The sequence below is a fragment of the Parafrankia colletiae genome, assembly GCF_001854655.1.
GTDB lineage: Bacteria > Actinomycetota > Actinomycetes > Frankiales > Frankiaceae > Parafrankia > Parafrankia colletiae.
Genome location: NZ_MBLM01000123.1, coordinates 39,574 through 61,185 on the forward strand (window position 1 = coordinate 39,574; position 21,612 = coordinate 61,185).

Sequence of the window (21,612 nt, forward strand, 5' to 3'; positions counted from 1 at the left end):
CGACTCCTTCGTCGCGCCCGACGTCCGTCCCGGTGCCCGGTCGGGCGGCCGGCGCGGACGGCGGGCACCGCAGGCTAACTGTGGACGTGCAGTGGCTTGCCGGCGAGAGCGAGGTGCGCCTCGCCGAGCGCCTCGGAGAGGGTCGGGTGCGGGTGGAGCAGCTGGGCGACGTCGGAGGGGTAGGCCTCCCAGTTGGTGATGAGCTGGGCCTCGGCGATCAGCTCGCCGACCCGGTCGCCCACCATGTGGACGCCCAGGACGGGGCCGTCCTTCGCGGCGACGACGGTCACCGCTCCGGTCGAGCGCAGGATGCGGGCCTTGCCGTTGCCGGCCAGGTGGTACGTGGCGGTGCTGATCTCCCCGTGACGTTCCCGGGCGGCGGCCGCGGTCAGGCCGACGGACGCCACCTCGGGATGAGAGTAGGTGACCTTCGGGACGTTGTCGTGGTCGACCGGAACCGGGTCGAGCCCGGCAAGACGCTCCGCAACCAGGATGCCCTCGGCGAACGCCACGTGGGCCAGTTGGAGCCCCGGCCGGAGGTCCCCGAGTGCGGAGACCGTGGGGACGTTCGTGCGCAGGTGCCGGTCGACGACGACATGCCCGCGGTCCGTGGCGACCCCGATGCCGGCGAGGCCGAGCCCGGCGGACACCGGGCCGCGTCCCACCGCGACCAGGAGCAGCTCGGCGTCGAACGTCGAGCCGTCCGCCAGGGCGACTGTCACGCCCTGGTCGGTGGCCTTGGCGTCGCTGAGCGCCGCCCCGAGGCGCAGCGTGATGCCGCGCCCGCGGAAGGCGCGTTCCAGCAGCTTCGAGCTGGCCTCGTCCTCGGCGGGCACCAGGTGGGGGAGGGCTTCGACGAGCGTCACCTCGGCGCCGAACGAGCGCCACAGCGAGGCGAACTCACACCCGATCGCGCCACCACCGAGGACCACCACCGAGGCAGGTACCCGCTCCAGCGCGAGCGCGTCGTTGCTGTCGATCACCGTGTGGTGGTCGATGTCCAGGCCGGGGAGGGCGCGCGGGGCGGAGCCGGTGGCGAGCAGCAGGTGCCGGCCCTCGACGAGACGGTCCCCGACGGCCACGGCGGTCGGGGAGACGACCTGGCCGGTTCCCTCGACCACCTCGATGCCGCGGGAGCGCACCAGGCCGGTCAGGCCCTTGTAGAGGCCGTCCACGACCGAGTCGCGGTAGCCGGCCACGCCGGCCATGTCGATCCCGTCCAGCGTGGCGTGCACGCCGACGGCGGCGCTGCCGGTGACGGTGTCGACGACCTCCGCCGCGTGCAGCAGGGCCTTGGTCGGAATGCAGCCGCGGTGCAGGCAGGTGCCACCGAGCTTGTCCTTCTCGACCACCACGGTCCGCAGGCCGAGCTCGGCCGCCCGCAGCGCGGCGGCGTACCCGCCGCTGCCGCCGCCGAGGACGACGAGGTCGACAGGACCGTCCGCTGTGTCCGCCACGCGAGGGTCCCTTCTTCGTCGGCTTGCGGACTGCGGGTCACGGCCCGGCGGCGGCGGGAGCGCAGCCGCCGTCAGGACCGGTGAGCCTGGCCGGAACGACTGTGCGGAAAGGGGACGGACGTCCCCCGCCCACACCGCTCCGGCTGGGACCAGTCTTTCACGAGGACGCGCGCTGTCTGGACAGCCGGCGCCGACTGTGCCGCATCACGCCACGTCGAGTTCACCCGTCGGCGGCGTCACCGCCGGCGTCACTGGCGGTGACGCCGGCGGCCGCGCGGTCCTCGGCGAGCTGGACGAGTGTGCGGACGATGGCGCCGGTGCCGCCCTTGGGGGTGTAGCCGTAGGGCTCGCCGCCGTTCCAGGACGGACCGGCGATGTCGACGTGCGCCCACGGGATCTCCTCGGGCACGAAGGCGGCGAGGAAGTGGGCGGCCAGCAGCATGCCGGCGTCCCGGTTGCCGCCGGGGGCGACGTTCGCCAGGTCGGCCACGGCCGAGTCCAGGCTCTTGCGCAGCTCCTGGGGCATCGGCATCGGCCAGACGGTCTCCCCTGCCCGGCCGGCGGCGGCGACGACGGTGTCCGGCGCGTCGCCGCGGCCCATCACCCCGGCGGTGCGGGTGCCCAGCGCCACGATCTGTGCGCCGGTGAGGGTGGCGACGTCGACGATCAGTGTCGGCTCCTCCTCGGCGGCGCTGGCCAGCGCGTCCCCGAGCACCAGCCGGCCCTCGGCGTCGGTGTTGAGCACCTCGACCCGCTTGCCGCCGCGCAGAGTGATCACGTCGGACGGGCGGATGGCGTCGCCGGAGGGCATGTTCTCCGCGCACGGCATCCAGCCGGTCAGGTTCAGCGGGAGGCCCAGCCGGGCCACGGCCACGACCGTGGCGAGCACCGAGGCGGCGCCGGCCATGTCGCTCTTCATCCATTCCATGGACACCGGCGGCTTGAGTGACAGGCCGCCGGAGTCGAAGGTGATGCCCTTGCCCACCAGTGCCAGATCGGTGTCGGGACCGCCGCCCTCCGAGGTCGCCCCGGCGGTACCCGCCGCCTCGGCACCCGCGTACCGCAGGCGGATGAGCCGCGGCGGGTTGGCCGATCCCTGGCCGACGCCGAGCAGGCCGCCGTAACCGCCCTCGGCGAGGGCGGTCTCGTCCAGCACCGTCACCTCGACACCGGCGGCGGCGGCCCGCTCCGTCGCGATCTCGGCGAGCCGTGCCGGGGAGAGGTGGCTCGGCGGGGTGTTCACCAGGTCCCGAACGAGGGCGACGGCCTCGGCCACGATGCCCGCCCGCTCCAGCGCGGCCTCCGCCGGCGCCACGCCGGTCGGGTCGTCGACCACCAGGACGATCTCCCGGACGGGCGCCGGCCCGTTCGCGGCGGACCGCAGGCTGTCGAAGGCGTAGGCCCCGAGCAGCGAGCCCTCGGCCGCGGCCCGCAGTGACGCAGGCGTCAGCCCACCGGGGGCGAGCGCCAGTGTGGTGGCGACCCGGCCGGTGCCGGCCAGCGCGCGCACCGCCGCGCCGGCGGCCCGCCGCAACGTCTCGTGCGCGGGGCTGCCCTGGCTGCCCTCGCTGCCGCCGGCGGCCCAGCTCGCCGTGAACGGGCTGTGGTCCCCGACGCCGACCGCGAGCACGGTGGGTGCCTTCGTGGCGCCGAGCGTCGCGAAGCGCACGGTGTTCCCGATCGCGCCGGTCGCCCCGAGGTCGGTGAGGATCCGGGCCAGCCGGCCGCCGAGCGCGGCGTCGATCGCGCCGGCCCCGCCGAGGGGGACCGGGCCGTCGTCGCCGCTGGCCATGCCGATCACGATCGTGTCGACGTCAAGATCGGTGAGGATGGTGGCGGAGGCAGCGGTGACGGTCATGGCCTCAGCGTATTGGCCCCCCGCGCGTGTGCCTCGGTGTGGCATCACGTGCCGGCCCGGCTGCGTCGCGGGCGGGCCGGTGACCGGCCGGGCAGTACTCCCGGTGGTACAGCTCGACCATCCGGGCGATACCCGGCTGACCCGCCGGAGCGCTCCGCGGGCGGTTACGCTGCCGGCATGACAGAGCTGCGCCGGTCCCCGCTGCACGAGCGGCATGTCGAGCTGGGCGCCAAACTGGCCGCCTTCGGTGGGTGGCAGATGCCGATCGAGTACGCCGGGCACGGGGTCCTGGCCGAGCACGCGGCCGTGCGTTCCGCCGTCGGTGTCTTCGACGTGAGCCACCTGGGCAAGGCCCGGGTCGCCGGGCCCGGTGCCGTCGACTTCGTCAACGCCTGCCTGACCAACGACCTGCGCCGGATCGGTCCCGGCCAGGCGCAGTACACGCTGTGCTGCGACGAGACCGGCGGCGTCGTCGACGACCTGATCGCGTACTACTACGCCGACGACGACGTGTTCCTCGTCCCGAACGCGGCGAACTCGGGCGCGGTCGTCGGGCGGCTGGCCGCCGCCGCGCCGGCAGATGTGGCGGTGACGGACCTGCACACCGGGTTCGCCGTCCTCGCCGTGCAGGGGCCGGCCTCGGTCGAGGTGCTGGGCGCGCTCGGCCTGCCCGCCGACGGGGCCTACATGACCTTCGCCGACGCGGAGTGGAAGGGGCGGCCGGTCGTGGTCTGCCGGTCGGGCTACACCGGCGAGACCGGGTTCGAGCTGCTGCCCCGCTGGGAGGACGCGGTCCCGCTCTGGGACGAGGTGCTGGCGGTCGCGGCCCGGCTCGGTGGTCTTCCCTGTGGTCTCGGTGCCCGTGACACCCTGCGGACCGAGATGGGCTACCCGCTGCACGGCCAGGACCTCTCGTCCACCATCAGCCCGGTGCAGGCTCGCTCCGGCTGGGCTGTCGGGTGGGACAAGCCGGCCTTCTGGGGCCGCGACGCGCTGCTCGCGGAGCGGGCCGCCGGGCCGGCACGGTCGCTGTGGGGCCTGCGGTCGAACGACCGCGGCATCCCCCGCCCGCACATGCGGGTGAACGGTGCGGACGGTGCCGAACTCGGCGAGGTCACCAGCGGCACCTTCTCGCCGACCCTGCGCCAGGGCATCGGCCTCGCCCTGCTCGACCGGTCGGTCACCGCCGGCGACACCGTCACGGTGGACGTCCGCGGCCGCAGCTCGGCGATGACGGTCGTCCGCCCGCCGTTCGTCTCCGCCTCACCGCGCTGAAGCGCTGGCACTAGTCGAGGCCGACGAGCCGCAGGGCCGGGGTCGGAATGGTCATCGCCATCGTGACCAGACTGACCATGGTGGTGATCTCGATGGTCGCGCCGAGCGTGTCGCCGGTGACGCCGCCGAACCGCCGGACCAGCCGGCGGCGGAGCAGGAAGGCCGCGCCCAGCGCGACGGCCGCGGCGACCACGGCGCGGACCGCCCGGCCGTTGTCTCCGCCGTGGAAGTCGAACCGCCCGGCCAGCGCCGCGACCGCGAACACCCCGGCGGTGGCCAGAACCGCGTCCCGGCGCCGCACGGTGCCGGCGACCAGCGCCCCAAGGCCGTCCGGCCGGGCCGCGGGCACTCCCTCGACACATGACCAGGTCGCCGCGAGCCGGCTCGTCATCGCCGCGACCAGCACGGAGACCGTGCCGCGGTGGGCGGCGATCGCGGTGCTCAGCGCCGAGACCTGGACGAGCACCACGAACAGCACCGTGACCGCGCCGAAGGCACCGATGGTCGACTCGCGCATGACGGCCAGCACCCGCTCGCGCCCGCCGCGGACGCCGACCGCGTCCGCCACGTCAGCCAGCCCGTCCAGGTGCAGGCCGCGGGTGAGCCCGGCGAGCAGCGCCACACCGACGACGGCCGGCAGCAGCGTCTGCGCGCCGCCGGTCGGCGGCTTGGTCATGATCCGCATCGCCACCACCGCCAGGGCGCAGACGAACCCGAGAGCGAACCCCACGGCGGGGGCGGCGACCATGGCCCGGCCGGCCACGGTGCGGTCCAGGCGCTCGGGGCCGCGGATCGGCACGACCGTGAGCAGGGTGACGGCTGCGCGTGCCCCGATCACGCGGCCGTCATGCGGTACCCGGGCCGGCGCCGTCGACGCTCCTGCCGTCGACGCCCCCACCGACGGTGCGTGAGCCGTCGAAGCCCTTGCCGTCCAGGAGGGTCCCGTCGAAGTCCTTGCCGTCGTAGACGGAGTCGTCGTGGGCAGGGTCGTCCGGACCGGTCTGGCCGGTGCCTGCGCCGTCGCTGCCTGCGCCGTCGGGGTCCGCTCCGGTGGGGAGGGCGTCCTTGCTGCTGACGCCGGCCTGGTCGAACGTGGCCATCTCGGCGAGGGTGCGCTGCGCCGCCAGCAGCAGTGGCACAGCGAGGAGCGCGCCGGTGCCCTCCCCGAGGCGCAGGCCGGCGTCGACGAGCGGCTCCAGCCCGAGGTGGTCGAGCACGAAGCGCTGCGACGGCTCCGGGGAGCGGGTGCCCGCGACCCACCACTCCTTCGCCCCGGGCGCGATCCGCTCGGCGGCGAGTGCCGCCGCGCAGACGATCACCCCGTCCAGTACCACCGGGGTGCGCCGGACGCTGGCCTGCACGAGCAGCCCGGCGAGCGCGGCGAGATCCGCCCCTCCGGCGACCCGCAGGACGGAGAGCGCGTTGCCGGAGTAGGGCCGGGAGCGGCGCATCGCGTCGCGGATGGCCGCCACCTTGACCATCCAGCGCTGGTCGTCGATGCCGGTGCCGCGCCCGACGACGTCCACCGGCTCCCGGTCCAGCAGGGTGCCGACGACCGCCGCCGCGGGAGTGGTGTTCCCGATGCCCATCTCGCCGGGGACGAGCAGGTCCGCCCCGGCGTCGATCTCCTCGTCCGCGATCAGGCGGCCGACGGCGAACGCCGCGTCGACCTCGGCCGGGGTCAGCGCGTCCCCCTGGTCGATCCGGCCGCTCGCGCGCCGGACCCGGTACCGCTCGGGCGGGGCCGTGCCGTCCACCCCGCCCGGGGAGGTCGGCAGCGGGGTGTCGACGGCGACGTCCACCACCCGCACCGACGCCCCGACCCCGCGGGCGAGGACGTTGACGGCCGCGCCGCCGGCGGCGAAGTTCGCCACCATCTGCGCGGTGACCTCAGCCGGGAACGCGGACACACCGGCACTGGCGATGCCGTGGTCACCGGCGATGACGACGACCCGGATGCGGGCCGGCGGCCGCGGCGGGCACAGGCCCTGGGCGCCGGCGATCCAGACCGACAGCTCCTCCAGCCGGCCGAGGGCGCCCGGCGGCTTGGTGAGGATGCCCTGGCGCCGGCGCGCGGCGTCCATCGCCGCCCGGTCGAGGTCCGGCACGGCGGGAACGGCGCCCGGCGCTGGCCCTGGCGCTGACCCAGGCGCCGACGCCGGAGCGGGCGCGGCGGGCGCGGAGGGTACGAGGGGCGCCGTGGATGCCGCGGGCGGCTCGGGCGAGGTGGTGTCCACAGGTCCTTATTACCTGATCGTCACCTGGTGGCCGATCGCCGGGCGAGCCGGGTGGAGAGTGATCCGGTAATTTGCCGGTGTGTCTGTGCCGGGGCGGCCGACATCCTTCAGGCCCGCCGGACGGTGGCGGACATGTGACCGGGCGCTGCGCGCTGGGGGAGGGGGGACCCGTTGGACCCTGTTCGTGGCAGATCCGTCTTCCTGAGCCACACCACCGAACTGCGGCGTTTCCCTCGGGACCGCTCGTTCGTCGCGGCCGCCGAGCGCGCGATCGCGCTCGCCGGTGACCGGGCCGTCGACATGGAGTACTTCGGTGCCCGGGCGCAGAGCCCCGCCGACTTCTGCGTGCGCCAGGTCAAGGAATGCGACGTCTACATCGGCCTCATCGGGTTCCGCTACGGGTCACCCGTCCGGGAGATGCCGCACCTTTCCTACACCGAGCTGGAGTTCCAGGCGGCGACCGAGGCGGGCCTGCCGCGGCTGGTGTTCCTGTTGGACGACGACGCCGAGGTGCCGTTCCGCGAGTTCCTGGACCGCGAGTACGGGGATCGCCAGGAGGCGTTCCGCCGGCGGCTGCGCGACGTCGGCGTCATCGTCGCCGACTTCCGCGACGGGCTGCTGGAGACGGCGGTGCTGGATGCCCTGGTCAAGCTGCGCGAGCAGAGTGACCGGCCCGCCCCGCTGGTCCGGCCGGCGCTGGCGGCACCGGTGCGGCCACCGTTGATGGTGCCCGCCGTCCGGGGGCTCGTCGAGCGGCCCGAGCTCGCCGAGGAGGTGCTGGGCAGGCTGCTGGCCGCCGCCCCGCCGACCGCGGGCCTGCCGGGCGGCGGCGAGATCCCCCGCCCGGTCGTGCTCGCCGGTGCCGGCGGGTTCGGGAAGACGACGCTGGCGGTCGCCGTGTGTGGCAGTCCGCGCATCGCGTCCCGGTTCGACGGTGGCGTGTTGTGGGTGACCCTCGGCGAGTCACTCGCCGGCCCGCACCTGGCGGACCGGATCAACGACCTGAGCGAGGCGCTGTCCGGGGTCAGGCCGACCCTGTCCGACCCCGAGCAGGCCGGCTTCCGGCTCGGCGAGCTGCTCGGCCGGGAGCGCCGCCTGCTGGTCCTCGACGACGTGTGGCGGCGGGCCCAGCTCCGCCCGTTCCTCGCCGGCGGCCCCGGGTGYGTCCGGCTGATCACCACCCGGATGCGTGGGCTGGTCCCCGACGGCGACATCCTCCAGGTGCCGGCGATGGCCGACAGCGAGGCCGCCAGCCTGCTCTCCCGCGACCTGCCGGCCCGGCTGCCCGAGCCGCTGCTGCGGCGGCTGCTGGTGGTCACCGGTCGCTGGCCGGTGCTGCTCTCCCTGGTCAACCGGGCGGTGGCACGCCAGGCCCGGGACGGCATGCCGGTGCGCCGGGCGGCCGAGCGGGTGCTGCGCAGGCTCGAGCGGCGCGGCCCCACGGCGCTGGACGTCAGCCGGGTCGAGGAGCGCACCCTCGCCGTCGAGGCCACGCTGTCCGCGAGCCTGGGCCTGCTCACCGGCGACGACCTGGAGCGCTACCTGGAACTCGCGGTGTTCGGCGAGGATGTCGAGATCCCGCGGGACGTCCTCGAGACCTACTGGGCGGCCACCGGCGACCTCGACCGCGACGAGGTCGACGACCTGTGCCAGGAGCTCTCCGACCTGTCGCTCGTGGTGGCCTACCGGCGCGACCCGCCCTCCCTGGTGCTGCAGGACGTGCTGCGGACCTACCTGCGCTCCCGGGTCGGCCCGGGCCGGCTGCGCGACCTCGACGGCGTCCTGTGCGACGCGCTCGCACGCATGATCGACCGTGCGACCGGAGCTGGCGGTGGCGGTGGTGGTGGCGCCGGGCGGCGTCCCGTGCGGTGGTGGACAGCGCCGGAGCAGTCCGGCTATCTGTGGGGGCACCTCGCGGGCCACCTGGCCGGGGCCGGCCGCGTCGACGAGCTGGTCGCTCTGCTCGGGGACCTGCGCTGGACGGTCGGCAAGCTCGCCGTGGGCCGGCTCGGGCCGGTCGCCGTCGAGGCGGACCTCGACGTCGCCGCCGCGCTGCGGCCGGACGACCCGGTGCTGGCGGCGCTGAGCCGCGCGCTCGGCCAGAACGCGCACCTGCTCGGGCCCACCGAGCCGCCGGAGGCCCTCGGTGCGGTCCTGCTCAGCAGGCTGGACGGCGTTCGCACGCTCGAACCGGCCCGGGCCGCGCTCGCCGCCCGGCTGCAGGGCCCGCACCTGGTCAACCGGTGGGCACTGCCCGACCAGCCGCACCCCGCGCTGCGGCGGGTCCTGGCCGGGCACAGCCAGCAGGTGCACGCGCTGGCGGTGGCACCCGACGGGAGGTGGCTCGTCTCCGCCGGGATGGACGGGACGGTCCGCACCTGGACGGTCGGCGCGGGGGCGGCGCGGTCGGTGTTCACCGGGCACGTCGGCAGTGTGCAGGGCTGTGCCGTGGCGCCGGACAGCAGCTGGCTCGTCTCGGCGGGTGCGGACGGCACCCTGCGGGTCTGGGATGTGCCTGACGAGAAGGACGCCGGAGAGTTCCTCGGCGCCGGCGGTACCGGCGGCGGTGCCAGCAGCGCCGGCGGTGCCGGCGCGGGCGGCCCCGGCACGGGCGGAGGGATCGGTGGTGCCGAGCCTGCGGCGCGTCTCGTGCTGCGCGGGCACCGCGGCCCGGTGAACGGGTGTGCGGTGAGCGCCGACGGCGAGTCGGTGTACTCGGTCGGTGCCGACGGCACCCTGCGGGTCTGGGACGCCGTCACCGGCCGGGCCCGCCTGGTCATGCCGGTGGCGGGCGGCGCCCTGCGCTGCTGCGTGGCCGGCCCCGACGGTCCCGACGGCCCGACCCTGGCCGTGGCCGGGGACGACGGGTTCATCTGGTTGCTCGACCCGCGTACCGACGGTCCGCCGACCGATGAGCGGCGCATGCTCGAGCGGAGCCCGGACAGGCCGGCCACCGACGAGCGGCGGACGGTGGCGCGGGGTGGCGTGGCCGGAGCCGGGGCGGGACGACCCGGTGGGCGGGACGGTCCGGCGGGCGGCAGCGCGCGGCGTGGCCCGCTCGCCGGCCACGCCGGCCCGGTACTCGCGCTTGCCCTCGGCCCGGGTGGCAGCTGGCTGATCTCGGCCGGCGAGGACGGCACGGTGCGGCGCTGGGACGTCCGCACCGGCCGGCAGATCGGGGTGATCAGCGACGGTGGCCGCCCGGTCCGCTCCTGCGCGCTGGCTCCGGACGGCGCGTTCCTCATCGCGCCGGACGGGGGCGTGATCGCCGTGCGGGACCCGCTCAGTGGCGCCCAGCGGGCCGAGCTCACGGGGGCGATCGGCACCCGGGCCTGTGTGGTCGCACCCGACGGCTCCTGGATCGCCTCCGGCGGCCGCTACGGCACGATCCGGGTCTGGAGCACCGGCAGCGACCTGCCCCGCCCGTCGAGCGGGGGGCGCAACGAGGGCTCCCGTGGCTGCGCCGTCGTCGTCGCCGACCCGGCCGGGTCGGCCGGGTCGGCCGGGTCGGCGGTGCCAGCCGGGTACGTCGTGTCGTCGAGCGACGACGGGACGGTCACCGCGTGGGACCTGGGGACGGGCGAGCCCGGTGCGGCGATGGTGGGGCTGCCCGGCCCGGCCCGCGGCTGCCGGGCCGCCCCCGACGGCAGCTGGGTCGTCGTGCCGGCCCAGCCGGACGCACTGCGGCTGTGGGATCCGGCCACCGGCAACGTGCGGGCGGTGCTCGCCGCGGACGTCGCCGTGCTCGGCTTCACCGTGGCCGCGGACGGCACCTGGGTCGCCGGTGGCTGCGAGGACGGCTCGGTGCGGCTCTGGGACACCGAGTCCGGCGAGTGGATGGCCACCTTCACCGGCCACACCGCGCGGGTCCTCGCCGCCGTGGCCGGGCCGGACGGCAGCTGGCTCGCCTCCGCCGGCGACGACGCGACCGTGCGGATCTGGGACGTCGTGACCCTGGAGCAGCGCAGGCTGCTGGGCGGGCACCGCGGGCCGGTGCTCGGCCTCGCGACCGACCCGGCCGGCCGGGTACTGGCCTCGGCCGGGCTGGACCACACCGTGCGGATCTGGGACGTTCCGACCGGCGAGCCGCTGGCCGTCCTGGAGGGGCACGTGCACACGGTGCGGGAGGTGGCCTTCTCCCCGGACGGCGCCTGGCTCGCCACCGCGGGCGGCGACGGGTCGGTGCGCATCTGGGACCCGCGGACCTGGGCCTGCCGCACCATGATCCGCTTCGAGGGTGCCGCGCGCGGCTGCGCCTGGTCACCGGACGGGACCAGTCTCGCGGTCGCCGGTTCGTCCGGGCTGTACCTGTACTCGCTCCTGCCCGGCTGAGAGCCGGCCTGCGGCGCTGGGCCGGCCGCGGGGCGAGCCGTGAGCCCGCGGCCGAGCGGCGGCCGAGCGGCGGCCGAGCGGCGGCCGAGCGGCGGCCGAGCGGCGGCCGAGCGGCGGGTCAGCGGCGGGTCAGCGCGGACGCAGCCGGACGGGGACGCCCGCCACGGCCAGCCACACCTCGTCGGACTCGGCCGCGAGCCGCGCGTTGACCTCGCCGAGGTGGTCGACGAACCGGCGTCCCAGCGGGGTCGGCGCGACGGGACCCGAGCCGGCCTCGTCGGTCACCGCGACCACCCGCCGGCGGGTGTCGCGCCAGGCGTCGACCAGGCCGGCCACGGACTGTTCGAAGCCGGGCTCCTCCAGACGCGCCGCGACCCACAGCGAGATGCTGTCGATGAGCAGTGGCGGCCCGGGGGAGCGCAGCAGCGGCTCGAGGTCGAGGGTCTCGACGGTGGCCCACCGCCCGGGGCGGCGGTCCCGGTGTGTCTGGATCCGGGCGGCCCAGTCGGCGTCGGTGCCGTCCGCGGGCCGGCCGGTGGCGACGTAGACGACGTCCGGCTCGGCGAGCAGCTGGTGCTCGGCGTGGGCGGACTTGCCCGACCTGGTGCCACCGGTGATCAGGATGCGGCGCGCCGTCTCCGGGGACGGCACCGGTGCCGGTGCCGGGGCCGAGGCACTGCCGGCCGGGACGTCGAGGACCGTGCCGTCCGGCGGGGCCTGCGCGCCCAGCTCGGCCAGCCGCCGGGCCAGTTCGTCCCCGGGTGGGTTGCGGTGGCTCAGGTGGACCGCGAGCACCCGGGTGCCGGGCCCGACGGCGCCGAGGCCGCGCAGCTGGGCGACGAGCCCGGCGAACGACGGCAGGTCCAGGTGCTCGCCGAAGCCGGGGCGGTCGCCGTTGTTCTCCTCGAGCAGCACGACGTCGAACGCGCGGCCGGTCAGCGCGGCCAGTGTCTCGGGCGGCAGCGGCGCGGCCGTGTCACAGCCGTACAGCAGGCGCGCCCCGTCGGGCGCCGTCACGTCGTAGAGCACGGCGGGCCCGATGTCGGCGCCGCCGTGCCGGGCGGCGACCGGGCGCACCAGGTAGCGCGAACCGCCGTCCGGTCCGGGCTCACCGAGCTCGAGCGGGCCGCCCGCGACGGCGGGCAGCAGCCGCAGCGGCGAGCCGTCGGCGCCGGGCTCCCGGCCCTCCCAGCGGCGGAGGAAGGCCCGGCAGACGTCCAGCGCGGCGGGCGGTGCCACGACGTCCAGCGGCTCCTGCGCGACGCTGGACCACGACCGCCACATCAGTGCGTCGGGACCGAGATGGTCGGGGTGCGCGTGCCCGATCAGGACGTGGCGCAGCCCGGCCAGGCTCACCCCGAAGCGGGCCGCGGCACGCGGGACGTCCGGACCGAAGTCGAGCAGCAGCCGCCCGTCGACGAGGACAGCGGTCTGGCCGCGGGGCCCGTGCACGCGGGCCCACCCGCAGGACGCGCACTCGCACCACGGGTTCGGCCATCCGTCGGCCGAACCCGTGCCCAGCAGGGTGAGCCTCATGTGTCGACGAGCCCCCGGCCGGTCAGTGGTGGGCGTGCGGGTGGCGCTTGCGCTCCCAGAGCGTCATCAGCGTGAGGATCACGGCGAGTGCGGCGATCGCGCCGAAGGTGGCCAGGGTGGCGGCCCACCAGACCATGCCGCCCTCCTCGTGGTGCTCGGCTGTCTCGGCGAGTACCGCCGCGGCGGTGTAGGCGGGAGTCACTGCTGCCTTCCTCTCTGCAGAACTGGCCCGGGCCGGGTCGAGGTGCGTCGGTCGAGCGTGCCGGGCGGCGCGCGGGCCGCGGCCGGAACTGACGTTACCGACCCGCGGGTGGCTGATGCCGTGCCTGCGCCAGGATCTGTGGGGCTGTGCCCGGATCTCCGGGCCACCGCGCGCGGGGACGCCGGGCCGAGGGTCCTGGTGGTCTCCGGTCGCGTGTGGCCGTCATCCGCGGGGTGCACACGCTTGGATGGGGGGATGGGCATCTCCCGGGGTCGTCGGTGGCCCCGGCCGGGCGGCCCGCGCCGCCGGACGTCGGGAAGGACGTGGACCGTGAGCTGGACCTGGCGTTACGAGGGAGAGGACGGCTCGGTCGTGGCGGTGGGCGGCGCGAACGGGTCGGAGTCGTTCACCAGTCAGGGCGACGCCGAGACGTGGATCGGTGAGACCTGGCGGGAGCTGCTGGACCTGGGTGTGACGCAGGTGAGCCTGCTGGAGGCAGGCACCCGCGTGTACGGGCCGATGAGCCTGCGTCCGGTGACCTGAGCGGCCGGTACACCTGCCGGACCGGGCCTGCGGGCCCGGTGCCGGGGGCCGCAGAGCCCCGCGGGCGAAGTCACATCGATCGGGCCCGAAGGGGTTGRCGCCCCCTGGGCTAACAGTGTTAGCTACGGATATCAGCTAACGCTGTTAGCCGCCGTGGGGTGGCTTCGACGACCCGAGCGAGGCGAAGATCATGACAGTGCAGGATGTCGACACGGCCCGCCAGGACACCGCCCGTCAGGACGTGACCCGTCAGAGCACGGCCAGGCACTACCGCAGGCCCGGCTGGTTCACCAGGAACCTGTTCAACAGGTCGGTGATGCTGTCCACCAGAATCGGGCTGAGCCTGTGGGGGAGCCGGGTGCTGGAGGTGCGCGGCCGGACCTCGGGAGAGATCCGCCGGGTCCCGGTCAACCTGCTCGACCTGGACGGGCAGCAGTACCTCGTCTCGGCCCGCGGGCACGGCCAGTGGGTCCGCAACGTCCGTGCGGCCGGCGGGGAGCTGTCGCTCGTTCTGGGGCGCCGGCGGACGGGTTACCAGGCGGTCGAGCTGACCGACGAGGAGAAGGTGCCGGTGCTCCGGGCGTACCTGGCGAAGTGGAAGGCGGAGGTGGGCGTGTTCTTCGACGGGGTGGGCCCGGATTCGACGGACGAGGAGCTGGCGCGGATCGCGCCGAGGCACCCGGCCTTCGTCCTCACCCGGCGGTGAGTGCGGCAGGCGGTGCGCCCACGCCCGTCTCGGCGCTGGCGCCGGCGCTCCCGCTCCCGCGGACCGCGCCGCGCCCGGAACCGCCGGTCCGCTCCCCGCGGGCAACGGAGATCGTCGAGGCGGCGCAGCGGCTGCTGGAGACCGAGGGCGCGGAGTCGCTCACGATGCGCCGGCTCGGCGAGGTGCTCGGCATCCGCGCGCCGTCGCTGTACAAGCACCTGCCCGGCAAGCCCGCGGTGGAGACGGCGCTGATCGAGACCGCGCTCTGGGGGATCGGTGACGCGCTGCACCGGGTGGTGGACGCAGCCGGCCCCGGCGACGTCGTGGGCCGGCTGCTGGCCGAGTACCGGCGGTTCGCGCTGGCGCGGCCGAACCTCTACCGGCTGGTCGCTGCCGACCCGATCGGGCGGGCCGACCTCACGCCCGGCCTGGAGGGCTGGTCAGGCGAGCCCTTCTACCGCGCCACCGCGGAGCCGTACGTCGCCCAGGCCCTGTGGGCGGCGGCGCACGGCACCGTGACGCTGGAACTGTCCGACCGGTTCCTGCCCGGCTCCGATCTGGACCGGACGTGGGCGGCGCTGGCCAGGGCCTTCACCGCCCACGCAGGAGACTGACGGGCCGCCGGAGACCGGATGGTCGCCGCCGGCTGATGGCCCGGACCCGTCAGTCTCCTTCCGGCTCGAGGACGGCGACGTGGGCGAGGACCTCGTCGATGCGGGCCAGCAACGCCGGTTCGAGGACCACGCCGGAGGCACCGACGTTGTCCTTCACCTGCTCCGGTCGGGACGCCCCGACGATGGCTGAGGCCACGTTGGTGTTCTGCAGCACCCACGCGACCGCCAGCTGCGCCATCGTCAGCCCCGCGTCGGCGGCGATCGGGCGCAGGTCCTGGACGGCGCCGAGCACCTCGTCGGTCAGGAACCGGGCGATGAAGCCGGCTCCGCTGCCCGCCGTCGCACGGCTGCCCGACGGCGGCGGCTGGCCGGGCAGGTACTTGCCGGTCAGGACGCCCTGGGCGATCGGCGACCAGACGATCTGCGAGATGCCGAGGTCCCGGGACGTCGGGACGACGTCGGTCTCGATCGGCCGCCACAGCATCGAGTACTGCGGCTGGTTGGAGATGATCCGGTCGAGGCCGAGCTGGCCGGCGATGCGCACGGCGTCGGCGATCTGCTGCGCCGTCCACTCCGAGACGCCGACGTAGAGGACCTTGCCGGCGCGCACCAGGTCGTCGAAGGCGCGCAGCGTCTCCTCGAGCGGCACTGTCGGGTCGTAGCGGTGCGCCTGGTAAAGGTCGATGTGGTCGGTGTTCAGGCGGCGCAGCGAGTTGTGCGCCGACTCGATGATGTGCTTGCGGCCCAGGCCCTTGTCGTTCTCGCCCGGGCCGGTCGGCCAGAAGACCTTGGTGAACAGCTCGTAGGATTCGCGGCGCACACCGTCGAGCGCCTTGCCGAGCACGGACTCCGCCCGGGTCTGGGCGTAGACGTCCGCGGTGTCGAAGGTGGTGATGCCCTCGTCGAGGGCGGCGTGCACGCAGGCGGTCGCGGCGTCGGCCTCGATCTGGTCACCATGGGTGATCCAGTTGCCGTAGGAGATCTCGCTGACCGACAGTCCGCTGCGTCCGAGGCGTCGATGCTTCACATCCGAACCTTTTCACACCCTCGATGGTGACTCGGCCCGGCGCACCGGTCGCCCGGCGGCGCCGAACCGCCTGCACACGGGCGCGAAGCGGCCGCCGACCGCGGCCGGGCGTCGGCGACAGCGACGACGGCCGGGGCCTCAGCGGCCGGAGCGGGAGACCCGGGGCCGGGGCATCCGCCAGCGGCGGGGCAGCAGCGCGCGCTGGGCGGAGTAGGCCCGCACGCGGACGCCCGAGTCCGGGTGCTTCTCGGCCACCAGCCGGGTCACCTGCCGGCCGAGCACGAACGAGTCGACCACGACCGCGACGATGCCGACCAGCATCAGGTAGGTGGCCGAGAGCCGGACGTAGTCGTTCGGTACCAGGCCGCCGACGAAGTAGACGGCGGCGATGAGCAGGAAGACCGGACCGACGTTCAGCCGGGTGTCCACGAAGTCGCGGGCGATCACCCGCTCCGGGGCCCGTTCGCGGGGCGGGAGCCTGCTGATGTCGCCGGACAGCATGGCGGCCCGGTACTGCTGGCTCTGCTCACGCCGCTCGGAGCGCTGCTGCCGGCGGCCCTCCTTGCCGGTCGCCGTCGTGCGCCCGGCACCGGTGGCGCCGCGCGGCCGGGCTGCCCGGGCCTGGGCGCGGGTCGGAGTCGGGCGGCCCTTGCCCGCCGTGACCCGGGCGTTGCCGGCGGTGGCGTCCGCGGGGCCGACCTCGACGAGGTCGGCGGCCGCGCCGCTCGCAGGGTCCGCCGCCGGATCGGTCTTGCGCTTCTTCAACAGGGCCATCAGGGCAGTGCCAACATCTGGTCGAGGGCCTTCCGGGCGTAGGTCGCGACCTCGGGGTCGACGGTGATCCGGTTCACGGTCTCCCCACGGGCGAGCGCTTCGAGTGTCCACACCAGGTGCGGCATGTCGATGCGGTTCATCGTGGAGCAGAAACACACCGTACGGTCGAGGAAGACGATCTTCTTGTCGGGATGGCGGTTCGCCAGCCGTTGTACCAGGTTCAGCTCGGTTCCCACGGCGAACACCGACCCGGACGGGGCCTCATCCACCACCTTGATGATGTATTCGGTGGATCCGACCAGGTCGGCGGCGGCCACCACCTCACGCTGGCACTCGGGGTGCACCAGAACCTGCACCTGCGGGACGCGGGCCCGGACCTCGTCCACACACTGGCGGGTGAACCGGCCGTGGACCGAGCAGTGCCCGCGCCACAGGATCATGCGTGCGTCGCGGAGCTGGGCGCGGGTCAGCCCGCCACCCGGCCGCCGCGGGTCRTAGACCACACAGTCGGCCTCGGACATGCCCAGCTTGTCGATGGCGGTGTTGCGGCCCAGATGCTGGTCCGGCAGGAACACGACCCGCTTCCCGCGCCGCTCGCCGAACGCCCACCCCAGTGCACGCTCGGCGTTCGAGGAGGTGCAGATCGTCCCACCGTGACGCCCGGTGAAGGCCTTGATCGCCGCGGAGGAGTTCATGTAGCTGACCGGGACGGTGTCGGCGGCGACGCCCGCGTCGAGCAGGTCGTCCCAGGCCTGCGCCACCTGCTCGGCGGTGGCCATGTCGGCCATCGAGCAGCCGGCCGCCAGGTCCGGCAGGATCACCCGCTGGTGGTCGGCGGTCAGGATGTCCGCGCTCTCGGCCATGAAGTGCACACCGCAGAACACGATCGAGCTGGCGTCGGGCCGGGCCGCCGCCTGCTGGGCGAGCTTGAACGAGTCACCGGTCACATCGGCGAAGGTGATCACGTCGTCGCGCTGGTAGTGGTGCCCCAGGATGAACACGTCGTCGCCAAGCGCGGCCTTGGCGGCCGCCGCCCGCTCGGCCAGCTGGGGGTCGGCGGCCGGCGGCAGGTCACCGGGGCACTCGACTCCCCGCTCGCTGCCGGGATCGGCCTCGCGCCCGAGCAGGAGCAGGGCGAGCGGCGACGCGGTGACGCCCAGGCGTTCCAGGGCCGGGTTGGTGGTCATGTCCGCTCCTTCGGGCTGGCCCGGGTGGGCCGCCGCCTCGCTGCTCATGGGCTCGGCCGGGCCGTCGCGGGTCCGGCGCCGCCGCGGCGGGCCTCCGCCGGCCGCGGCGGCGCCACCCCCGCGAAAGTGTGCCCTTCACGACAGTGTCCCCATGGGTCCCGTGCACTAATGGTCGTTGAGACTCTAACTCCGGATCGCCTGGTCCGCGCAAAGTTGGACCGGTCGGACCTGTGGACCGGGGACGGATGTCACTTGCGCGTCGTGGCCGACGTCCCCATCGCTGGCTACGATGGGAAGCGGATCCTTGCTCGCGGTGTTGAGCAGGAACGGCGACACGGCATGTGTGTCGCCCGTGGGGGGTCGCCGCCCGGGCGCCCCCCCGCGTACGGCCGCCATGGGTACCAGCAAATCTGGTGAACCTGGCACGTCCACAGGGCAGGGAGCAGCCCCTATGACCGTGCAGGACACAACCGAGACCGAGACCAGGCCGAGCAGCGTCGTTCTCACCGACACGGCCGCCGGCAAGGTGAAGACCCTGCTCGAGCAGGAGGGGAGGGACGACCTCCAGCTCCGGATCGCCGTGCAGCCCGGCGGATGCTCTGGCATGCGCTACCAGCTGTTCTTCGACGAGCGCAAGCTTGACGGGGACACCGTCCTCGACTTCTCCGGCGTCAAGGTCGCCGTAGACCGGATGAGCTTCCCGTACCTCGGCGGAGCGACGATCGACTTCGTCGACACCATCGAGAAGCAGGGCTTCACGATCGACAACCCGAACGCGCAGGGCTCCTGCGCGTGTGGAGACTCCTTCCACTGATCGGTCCGGGGCGGGGCGGCGCCGTTTCGGCGGCTGCCGCCCCCACCCTGACCTGCGGCGGAGTCCGCATCGCACAGATCGATCCCGTACGAAGCGGCGCAATCCGTTTCGCGCGGAGCTAGCCCGGCATGACATCGCAGTCGTGCCGGGCTTTGCCTTTTCCGGGCCGCACAGGGATCGTCCTGCCCGCGCCCATCCGCCAGGCGGCTCAGGGGCGGGCGGTAGGCTGCGTGTTCGTGCGTATCGCCGTGACTGGTTCCATTGCCACCGACCACCTCATGCGCTTTCCTGGGCGCTTCGCCGAGCAGCTGCTCGCGGATCAGCTTGAGCGGGTCTCGTTGTCGTTCCTCGTGGACGAGCTCAGCATCCGCCGCGGGGGGGTCGCCGCGAACATCACCTTCGGCCTGGGGCGCCTCGGCCTCAACCCGATCCTGGTCGGAGCAGTCGGCGAGGACTTCGCCGACTACCGTTCCTGGCTCGACCGGCACGGCGTGGACACCGCCTCGGTTCGGGTGAGCGAGATCGCCCACACCGCGCGCTTCGTGTGCACCACGGACAACGACCTCTGCCAGATCGCCTCCTTCTACCCCGGCGCGATGAGCGAGGCGGCCAGCATCGAGCTCCGTCCGGTGGCGGAACGCTTCGGTGGCCTCGACCTCGTCGTCGTCAGCCCCAACGACCCGCAGGCGATGCTCCGCCACACGGAGGAGTGCCGGGAGCGCGGCTACCCCTTCGCCGCCGATCCGTCCCAGCAGCTCGCGACCATGGACGGCGACAGCATCCGCTCGCTCGTCGACGGCGCCGCCTATCTGTTCTGCAACGAGTACGAGAAGGCGCTGCTGGCGTCCAAGACCGGCCTGACCGACGAGGAGATCCTCGCCACGGTCGGAGTGCGGGTCACGACGCTGGGCAAGGACGGTGTCGTCATCGAGTCCGCCGACGGTGAGGCCGTCAAGGTGCCGGTCGTTCCCGCGCGCAGCACGCCGGACCCGACCGGCGTCGGCGACGCCTTCCGCGCCGGGTTCCTCGCCGGCATCTCGTGGGAGCTGCCGCTTGAGCGGTCCGCCCAGGTCGGGGCGCTGCTGGCGACCATGGCGCTGGAGACCGTCGGCACCCAGGAGTACAGCCTGGAGCAGACCGAGGTCGTGGCGCGGCTCACCGAGGCCTACGGCGCCGAGGCCGCGGCCGAGGTCGCCGCGCACCTGCGTTCCGCCTGATCTCCGCCTGATCTCGGTCGGATCTCCGCCTGCGCTCCGCTCAGCGGAGCCGGCGGACCAGGTAAGCGTCGCCTCCACCCGGAGGCGACGCCCCCGCGGGGGGCGACTCCGCCCCGTCGGGCGTCTCCCCGGGGGGCACTGATCCGGGGCCTGCCGCCCGGGTCCGCTCGACGACCAGGGCGTGGCCGCGCATCCGGCACCAGGCCGCCACGTCGGCCGCAGCGGCAGGGTCGTCCGCCCACAGTTCGATGAGCTGACCGACGTCGACGTCGCCGATGTGCCGGGCGAGCTCGATGATCGGGATCGGGCAGCGGCGGCCGCGCGCGTCCAGGACAGCCTGCGGTCGGTCGGGCGGGGACTGGCCCGGCGGGGGCTGGTTCGGCGGGGGAGTGCGGTCGCCGGTCACAGTCCTGCCGCCCCGGCCCGCTCGCGCACGGCGCGCACGGCGGGCGGCAGCGCGGCCAGCAGGGCGTCGACGTCGGCCTCGGTGGAGTCCCGCCCGAACGAGACCCGCAGGTTCCCGTGGGTGAGCGCACCCATCGCGACGAGCACGTGGCTGGGCGTCAGTGTGTCCGAGGTGCAGCTGGACCCGGAGCTGACCGCGATGCCGGCCCGGTCGAGCTCCCCGAGCAGCGCCTCACCGGCCACGTACAGACACGAGAAGGCCACCACGTGCGGGAGCGTCACGGCGAGGTCGGTGCTGTCCGGCCCGAGCAGCTCGACGTCCTCGATCAGCGCCGGCAGGCGCTCGCGCAGCCGCCTCGACCAGGCCGCCAGCCGCCGTGCCTCGGCCTCGATCTCGGTGGCCCGCACGGCCAGGGCGGCGGCGGCCGCGACGACGGCCGGCACGTTCGGGAAACCCGGGACCCGCCCGTGCTCGCGCTCGTCGGCCGGCTGTGGCCCGGCCCACCGGGTGCCGGTGCGGACCGCGAGGAAGCCGACACCGGGCGGCCCGCCGAACTTGTGCGCGCTGGCGGTRAGGACGTCCGCGCCCAGCTCTGCCAGGCTGACGGGCACCCGCCCGACGGTCATCGCCGCGTCGGTGAACAGGGGCACTCCGCGCTCGTGCAGCAGCCACGCCACCTCGGCGACCGGCTGGACGGTACCCACCTCGTGGTTGGCGTGCTGGAGGGCGGCAACCGCCGTGTCCGGGCGGGCGTCGAGCGCGGCGGCGACGTCTGCCGGGTCGACGCGGCCGAGGCCGTCCACCCCGATCGTCACCACCTCTCCGCCGTCACCTTCGTGGCGCTGCGCGGCATGCAGGACGCTGGAGTGTTCCACGGCACTGACCATGACCACGCTGCCGGCCCGGCGGCGGGCCGCCGCGGTGCCGAGAAGGGCCAGGTGCGCCGCGGCGGTGCCGCTGGCGGTGAAGCTGATCTCCGGGGCGCGGGCACCCAGCACCCCGGCCACGGTCTCCCGCGCGGCGTCCAGCAGCATCCGTGCCCGGCGCCCCTCGCGGTAGAGCCGGGCGGGGTCTGCCCACCCGTCGTCGATCGCCGCGAGAAGCGCCTCGCGGGCGACCGGATGCAGCGGCGTGGTCGACGCGTGGTCGAGATAGGCCGGCACGAGAGTGACGCTACGCCCGTTGCGGAGTAACCGGGCTCACCCGCCGGAGCGCGGCCGGGGCATTCGCGCAGCGGAGGGGCCCGGAACGGAAAGGCCTTGCGGGGCGCCGACCGGAAAGCAGGAGGCCCACACACCTGCCGCGGGCCGGGCGGGGCGGGTGGTTGGCCCGGATCAAGGGCACTCCGGCCTGTCCACGACGCCCCGCGGGTCGTGTCTCACAGCTCCGGACGGGGCCTGCGGCGAGAAGCTCGTCCGCTGCTGGGA

The 21,612-nt window shown here is 74.8% G+C and carries 18 protein-coding genes; 7 read left to right on the top strand and 11 right to left on the bottom strand.

Translation table 11 applies throughout. From position 1 onward, the window contains the following. Window positions 1-74: 74 nt before the first annotated feature. Together lpdA and CC117_RS18245 are read right to left on the bottom strand one after the other, a co-directional pair. Window positions 75-1,457: a dihydrolipoyl dehydrogenase gene (gene lpdA, locus CC117_RS18240; protein WP_071085754.1), complete on the bottom strand. Its 1,383-nt coding sequence runs from the start codon at window positions 1,455-1,457 to the stop codon at window positions 75-77. A gap of 220 nt (window positions 1,458-1,677) precedes the next feature. Beyond that, the gene (locus tag CC117_RS18245) at window positions 1,678-3,315 is read right to left on the bottom strand and encodes a leucyl aminopeptidase (RefSeq protein ID WP_071085756.1); all 1,638 of its coding nucleotides are present in this window, start codon (window positions 3,313-3,315) and stop codon (window positions 1,678-1,680) included. Window positions 3,316-3,492: 177 nt separating this feature from the next. Between CC117_RS18245 and gcvT the strand changes: the two genes are divergently transcribed. Next, complete coding sequence (gene gcvT, locus CC117_RS18250) at window positions 3,493-4,590, top strand: glycine cleavage system aminomethyltransferase GcvT (protein ID WP_071085758.1); 1,098 nt, start codon at window positions 3,493-3,495, stop codon at window positions 4,588-4,590. A 10-nt stretch (window positions 4,591-4,600) separates the two neighbouring features. On the opposite strand, the gene CC117_RS18255 is transcribed toward gcvT, so the two are convergent. Next, window positions 4,601-5,428, bottom strand: a complete 828-nt coding sequence (locus CC117_RS18255; RefSeq protein WP_071085838.1) for an adenosylcobinamide-GDP ribazoletransferase — start codon at window positions 5,426-5,428, stop codon at window positions 4,601-4,603. A gap of 7 nt (window positions 5,429-5,435) precedes the next feature. Continuing rightward, window positions 5,436-6,698, bottom strand: a complete 1,263-nt coding sequence (gene cobT / locus CC117_RS18260) for a nicotinate-nucleotide--dimethylbenzimidazole phosphoribosyltransferase (RefSeq protein WP_256385391.1) — start codon at window positions 6,696-6,698, stop codon at window positions 5,436-5,438. A 300-nt stretch (window positions 6,699-6,998) separates the two neighbouring features. Between cobT and CC117_RS39945 the strand changes: the two genes are divergently transcribed. After that, window positions 6,999-11,159 (top strand): DUF4062 domain-containing protein, encoded by a 4,161-nt coding sequence (locus CC117_RS39945; protein ID WP_071085760.1) that lies wholly within the window; start codon window positions 6,999-7,001, stop codon window positions 11,157-11,159. A gap of 129 nt (window positions 11,160-11,288) precedes the next feature. Here the strand turns inward: CC117_RS39945 and CC117_RS18270 are convergent, their stop codons facing one another. Both CC117_RS18270 and CC117_RS18275 read right to left on the bottom strand, forming a co-directional pair. After that, window positions 11,289-12,695: a bifunctional adenosylcobinamide kinase/adenosylcobinamide-phosphate guanylyltransferase gene (locus CC117_RS18270; protein WP_071085761.1), complete on the bottom strand. Its 1,407-nt coding sequence runs from the start codon at window positions 12,693-12,695 to the stop codon at window positions 11,289-11,291. 22 nt (window positions 12,696-12,717) lie between these two features. Further along, window positions 12,718-12,897, bottom strand: a complete 180-nt coding sequence (locus tag CC117_RS18275; protein WP_018635813.1) for a hypothetical protein — start codon at window positions 12,895-12,897, stop codon at window positions 12,718-12,720. Window positions 12,898-13,227: 330 nt separating this feature from the next. Between CC117_RS18275 and CC117_RS18280 the strand changes: the two genes are divergently transcribed. From CC117_RS18280 to CC117_RS18290, 3 genes are all read left to right on the top strand, one after another. Then, on the top strand, window positions 13,228-13,440 hold the full coding sequence (locus tag CC117_RS18280) for a hypothetical protein (RefSeq protein ID WP_018635814.1): 213 nt from the start codon (window positions 13,228-13,230) through the stop codon (window positions 13,438-13,440). Window positions 13,441-13,630: 190 nt separating this feature from the next. Continuing rightward, window positions 13,631-14,146: a nitroreductase/quinone reductase family protein gene (locus CC117_RS18285; RefSeq protein ID WP_198541901.1), complete on the top strand. Its 516-nt coding sequence runs from the start codon at window positions 13,631-13,633 to the stop codon at window positions 14,144-14,146. Continuing rightward, on the top strand, window positions 14,143-14,760 hold the full coding sequence (locus tag CC117_RS18290; protein WP_084132337.1) for a TetR/AcrR family transcriptional regulator: 618 nt from the start codon (window positions 14,143-14,145) through the stop codon (window positions 14,758-14,760). The genes CC117_RS18285 and CC117_RS18290 overlap by 4 nt, the downstream gene beginning before the upstream one ends. A 49-nt stretch (window positions 14,761-14,809) precedes the next feature. Here the strand turns inward: CC117_RS18290 and CC117_RS18295 are convergent, their stop codons facing one another. From CC117_RS18295 to nadA, 3 genes are all read right to left on the bottom strand, one after another. Then, the gene (locus CC117_RS18295) at window positions 14,810-15,787 is read right to left on the bottom strand and encodes an aldo/keto reductase family protein (RefSeq protein ID WP_071085762.1); all 978 of its coding nucleotides are present in this window, start codon (window positions 15,785-15,787) and stop codon (window positions 14,810-14,812) included. A gap of 138 nt (window positions 15,788-15,925) precedes the next feature. Further along, window positions 15,926-16,561 carry a DUF3043 domain-containing protein gene (locus CC117_RS18300; protein WP_071085764.1) on the bottom strand — a complete coding sequence of 212 codons (636 nt, stop codon included), beginning with the start codon at window positions 16,559-16,561 and terminating at the stop codon, window positions 15,926-15,928. After that, entirely contained in the window at window positions 16,561-17,748 is a 1,188-nt protein-coding gene (gene nadA / locus CC117_RS18305; protein WP_071085766.1) for a quinolinate synthase NadA, read from the bottom strand. The genes CC117_RS18300 and nadA overlap by 1 nt, the downstream gene beginning before the upstream one ends. Before the next feature lie 451 nt (window positions 17,749-18,199). On the opposite strand from nadA, the gene erpA reads away from it, so the two are divergent. Both erpA and CC117_RS18315 read left to right on the top strand, forming a co-directional pair. Continuing rightward, window positions 18,200-18,562: an iron-sulfur cluster insertion protein ErpA gene (erpA, locus tag CC117_RS18310; RefSeq protein WP_066063380.1), complete on the top strand. Its 363-nt coding sequence runs from the start codon at window positions 18,200-18,202 to the stop codon at window positions 18,560-18,562. A gap of 236 nt (window positions 18,563-18,798) precedes the next feature. Beyond that, window positions 18,799-19,779, top strand: coding sequence for a carbohydrate kinase family protein (locus tag CC117_RS18315; protein WP_071085844.1), 981 nt, complete (start codon window positions 18,799-18,801; stop codon window positions 19,777-19,779). 40 nt (window positions 19,780-19,819) lie between these two features. Here CC117_RS18315 and CC117_RS35025 read toward each other — a convergent pair whose 3' ends face one another. Both CC117_RS35025 and CC117_RS18325 read right to left on the bottom strand, forming a co-directional pair. Then, window positions 19,820-20,185, bottom strand: coding sequence for a sulfurtransferase TusA family protein (locus CC117_RS35025; RefSeq protein ID WP_241830225.1), 366 nt, complete (start codon window positions 20,183-20,185; stop codon window positions 19,820-19,822). Next, window positions 20,182-21,348 (bottom strand): cysteine desulfurase family protein, encoded by a 1,167-nt coding sequence (locus tag CC117_RS18325; protein ID WP_071085768.1) that lies wholly within the window; start codon window positions 21,346-21,348, stop codon window positions 20,182-20,184. Before CC117_RS18325 ends, CC117_RS35025 begins: the two co-directional genes overlap by 4 nt. Window positions 21,349-21,612 lie beyond the last annotated feature (264 nt).

Coding starts and splice junctions, on each gene's coding strand:
- CC117_RS18300 (WP_071085764.1), bottom strand. CDS start 16,561: ATGGCCCTGTTGAAGAAGCGCAAGACCGATCCGGCGGCGGACCCTGCG.
- erpA (WP_066063380.1), top strand. CDS start 18,200: ATGACCGTGCAGGACACAACCGAGACCGAGACCAGGCCGAGCAGCGTC.
- gcvT (WP_071085758.1), top strand. CDS start 3,493: ATGACAGAGCTGCGCCGGTCCCCGCTGCACGAGCGGCATGTCGAGCTG.
- CC117_RS18270 (WP_071085761.1), bottom strand. CDS start 12,695: ATGAGGCTCACCCTGCTGGGCACGGGTTCGGCCGACGGATGGCCGAAC.
- CC117_RS18285 (WP_198541901.1), top strand. CDS start 13,631: ATGACAGTGCAGGATGTCGACACGGCCCGCCAGGACACCGCCCGTCAG.
- CC117_RS18245 (WP_071085756.1), bottom strand. CDS start 3,315: ATGACCGTCACCGCTGCCTCCGCCACCATCCTCACCGATCTTGACGTC.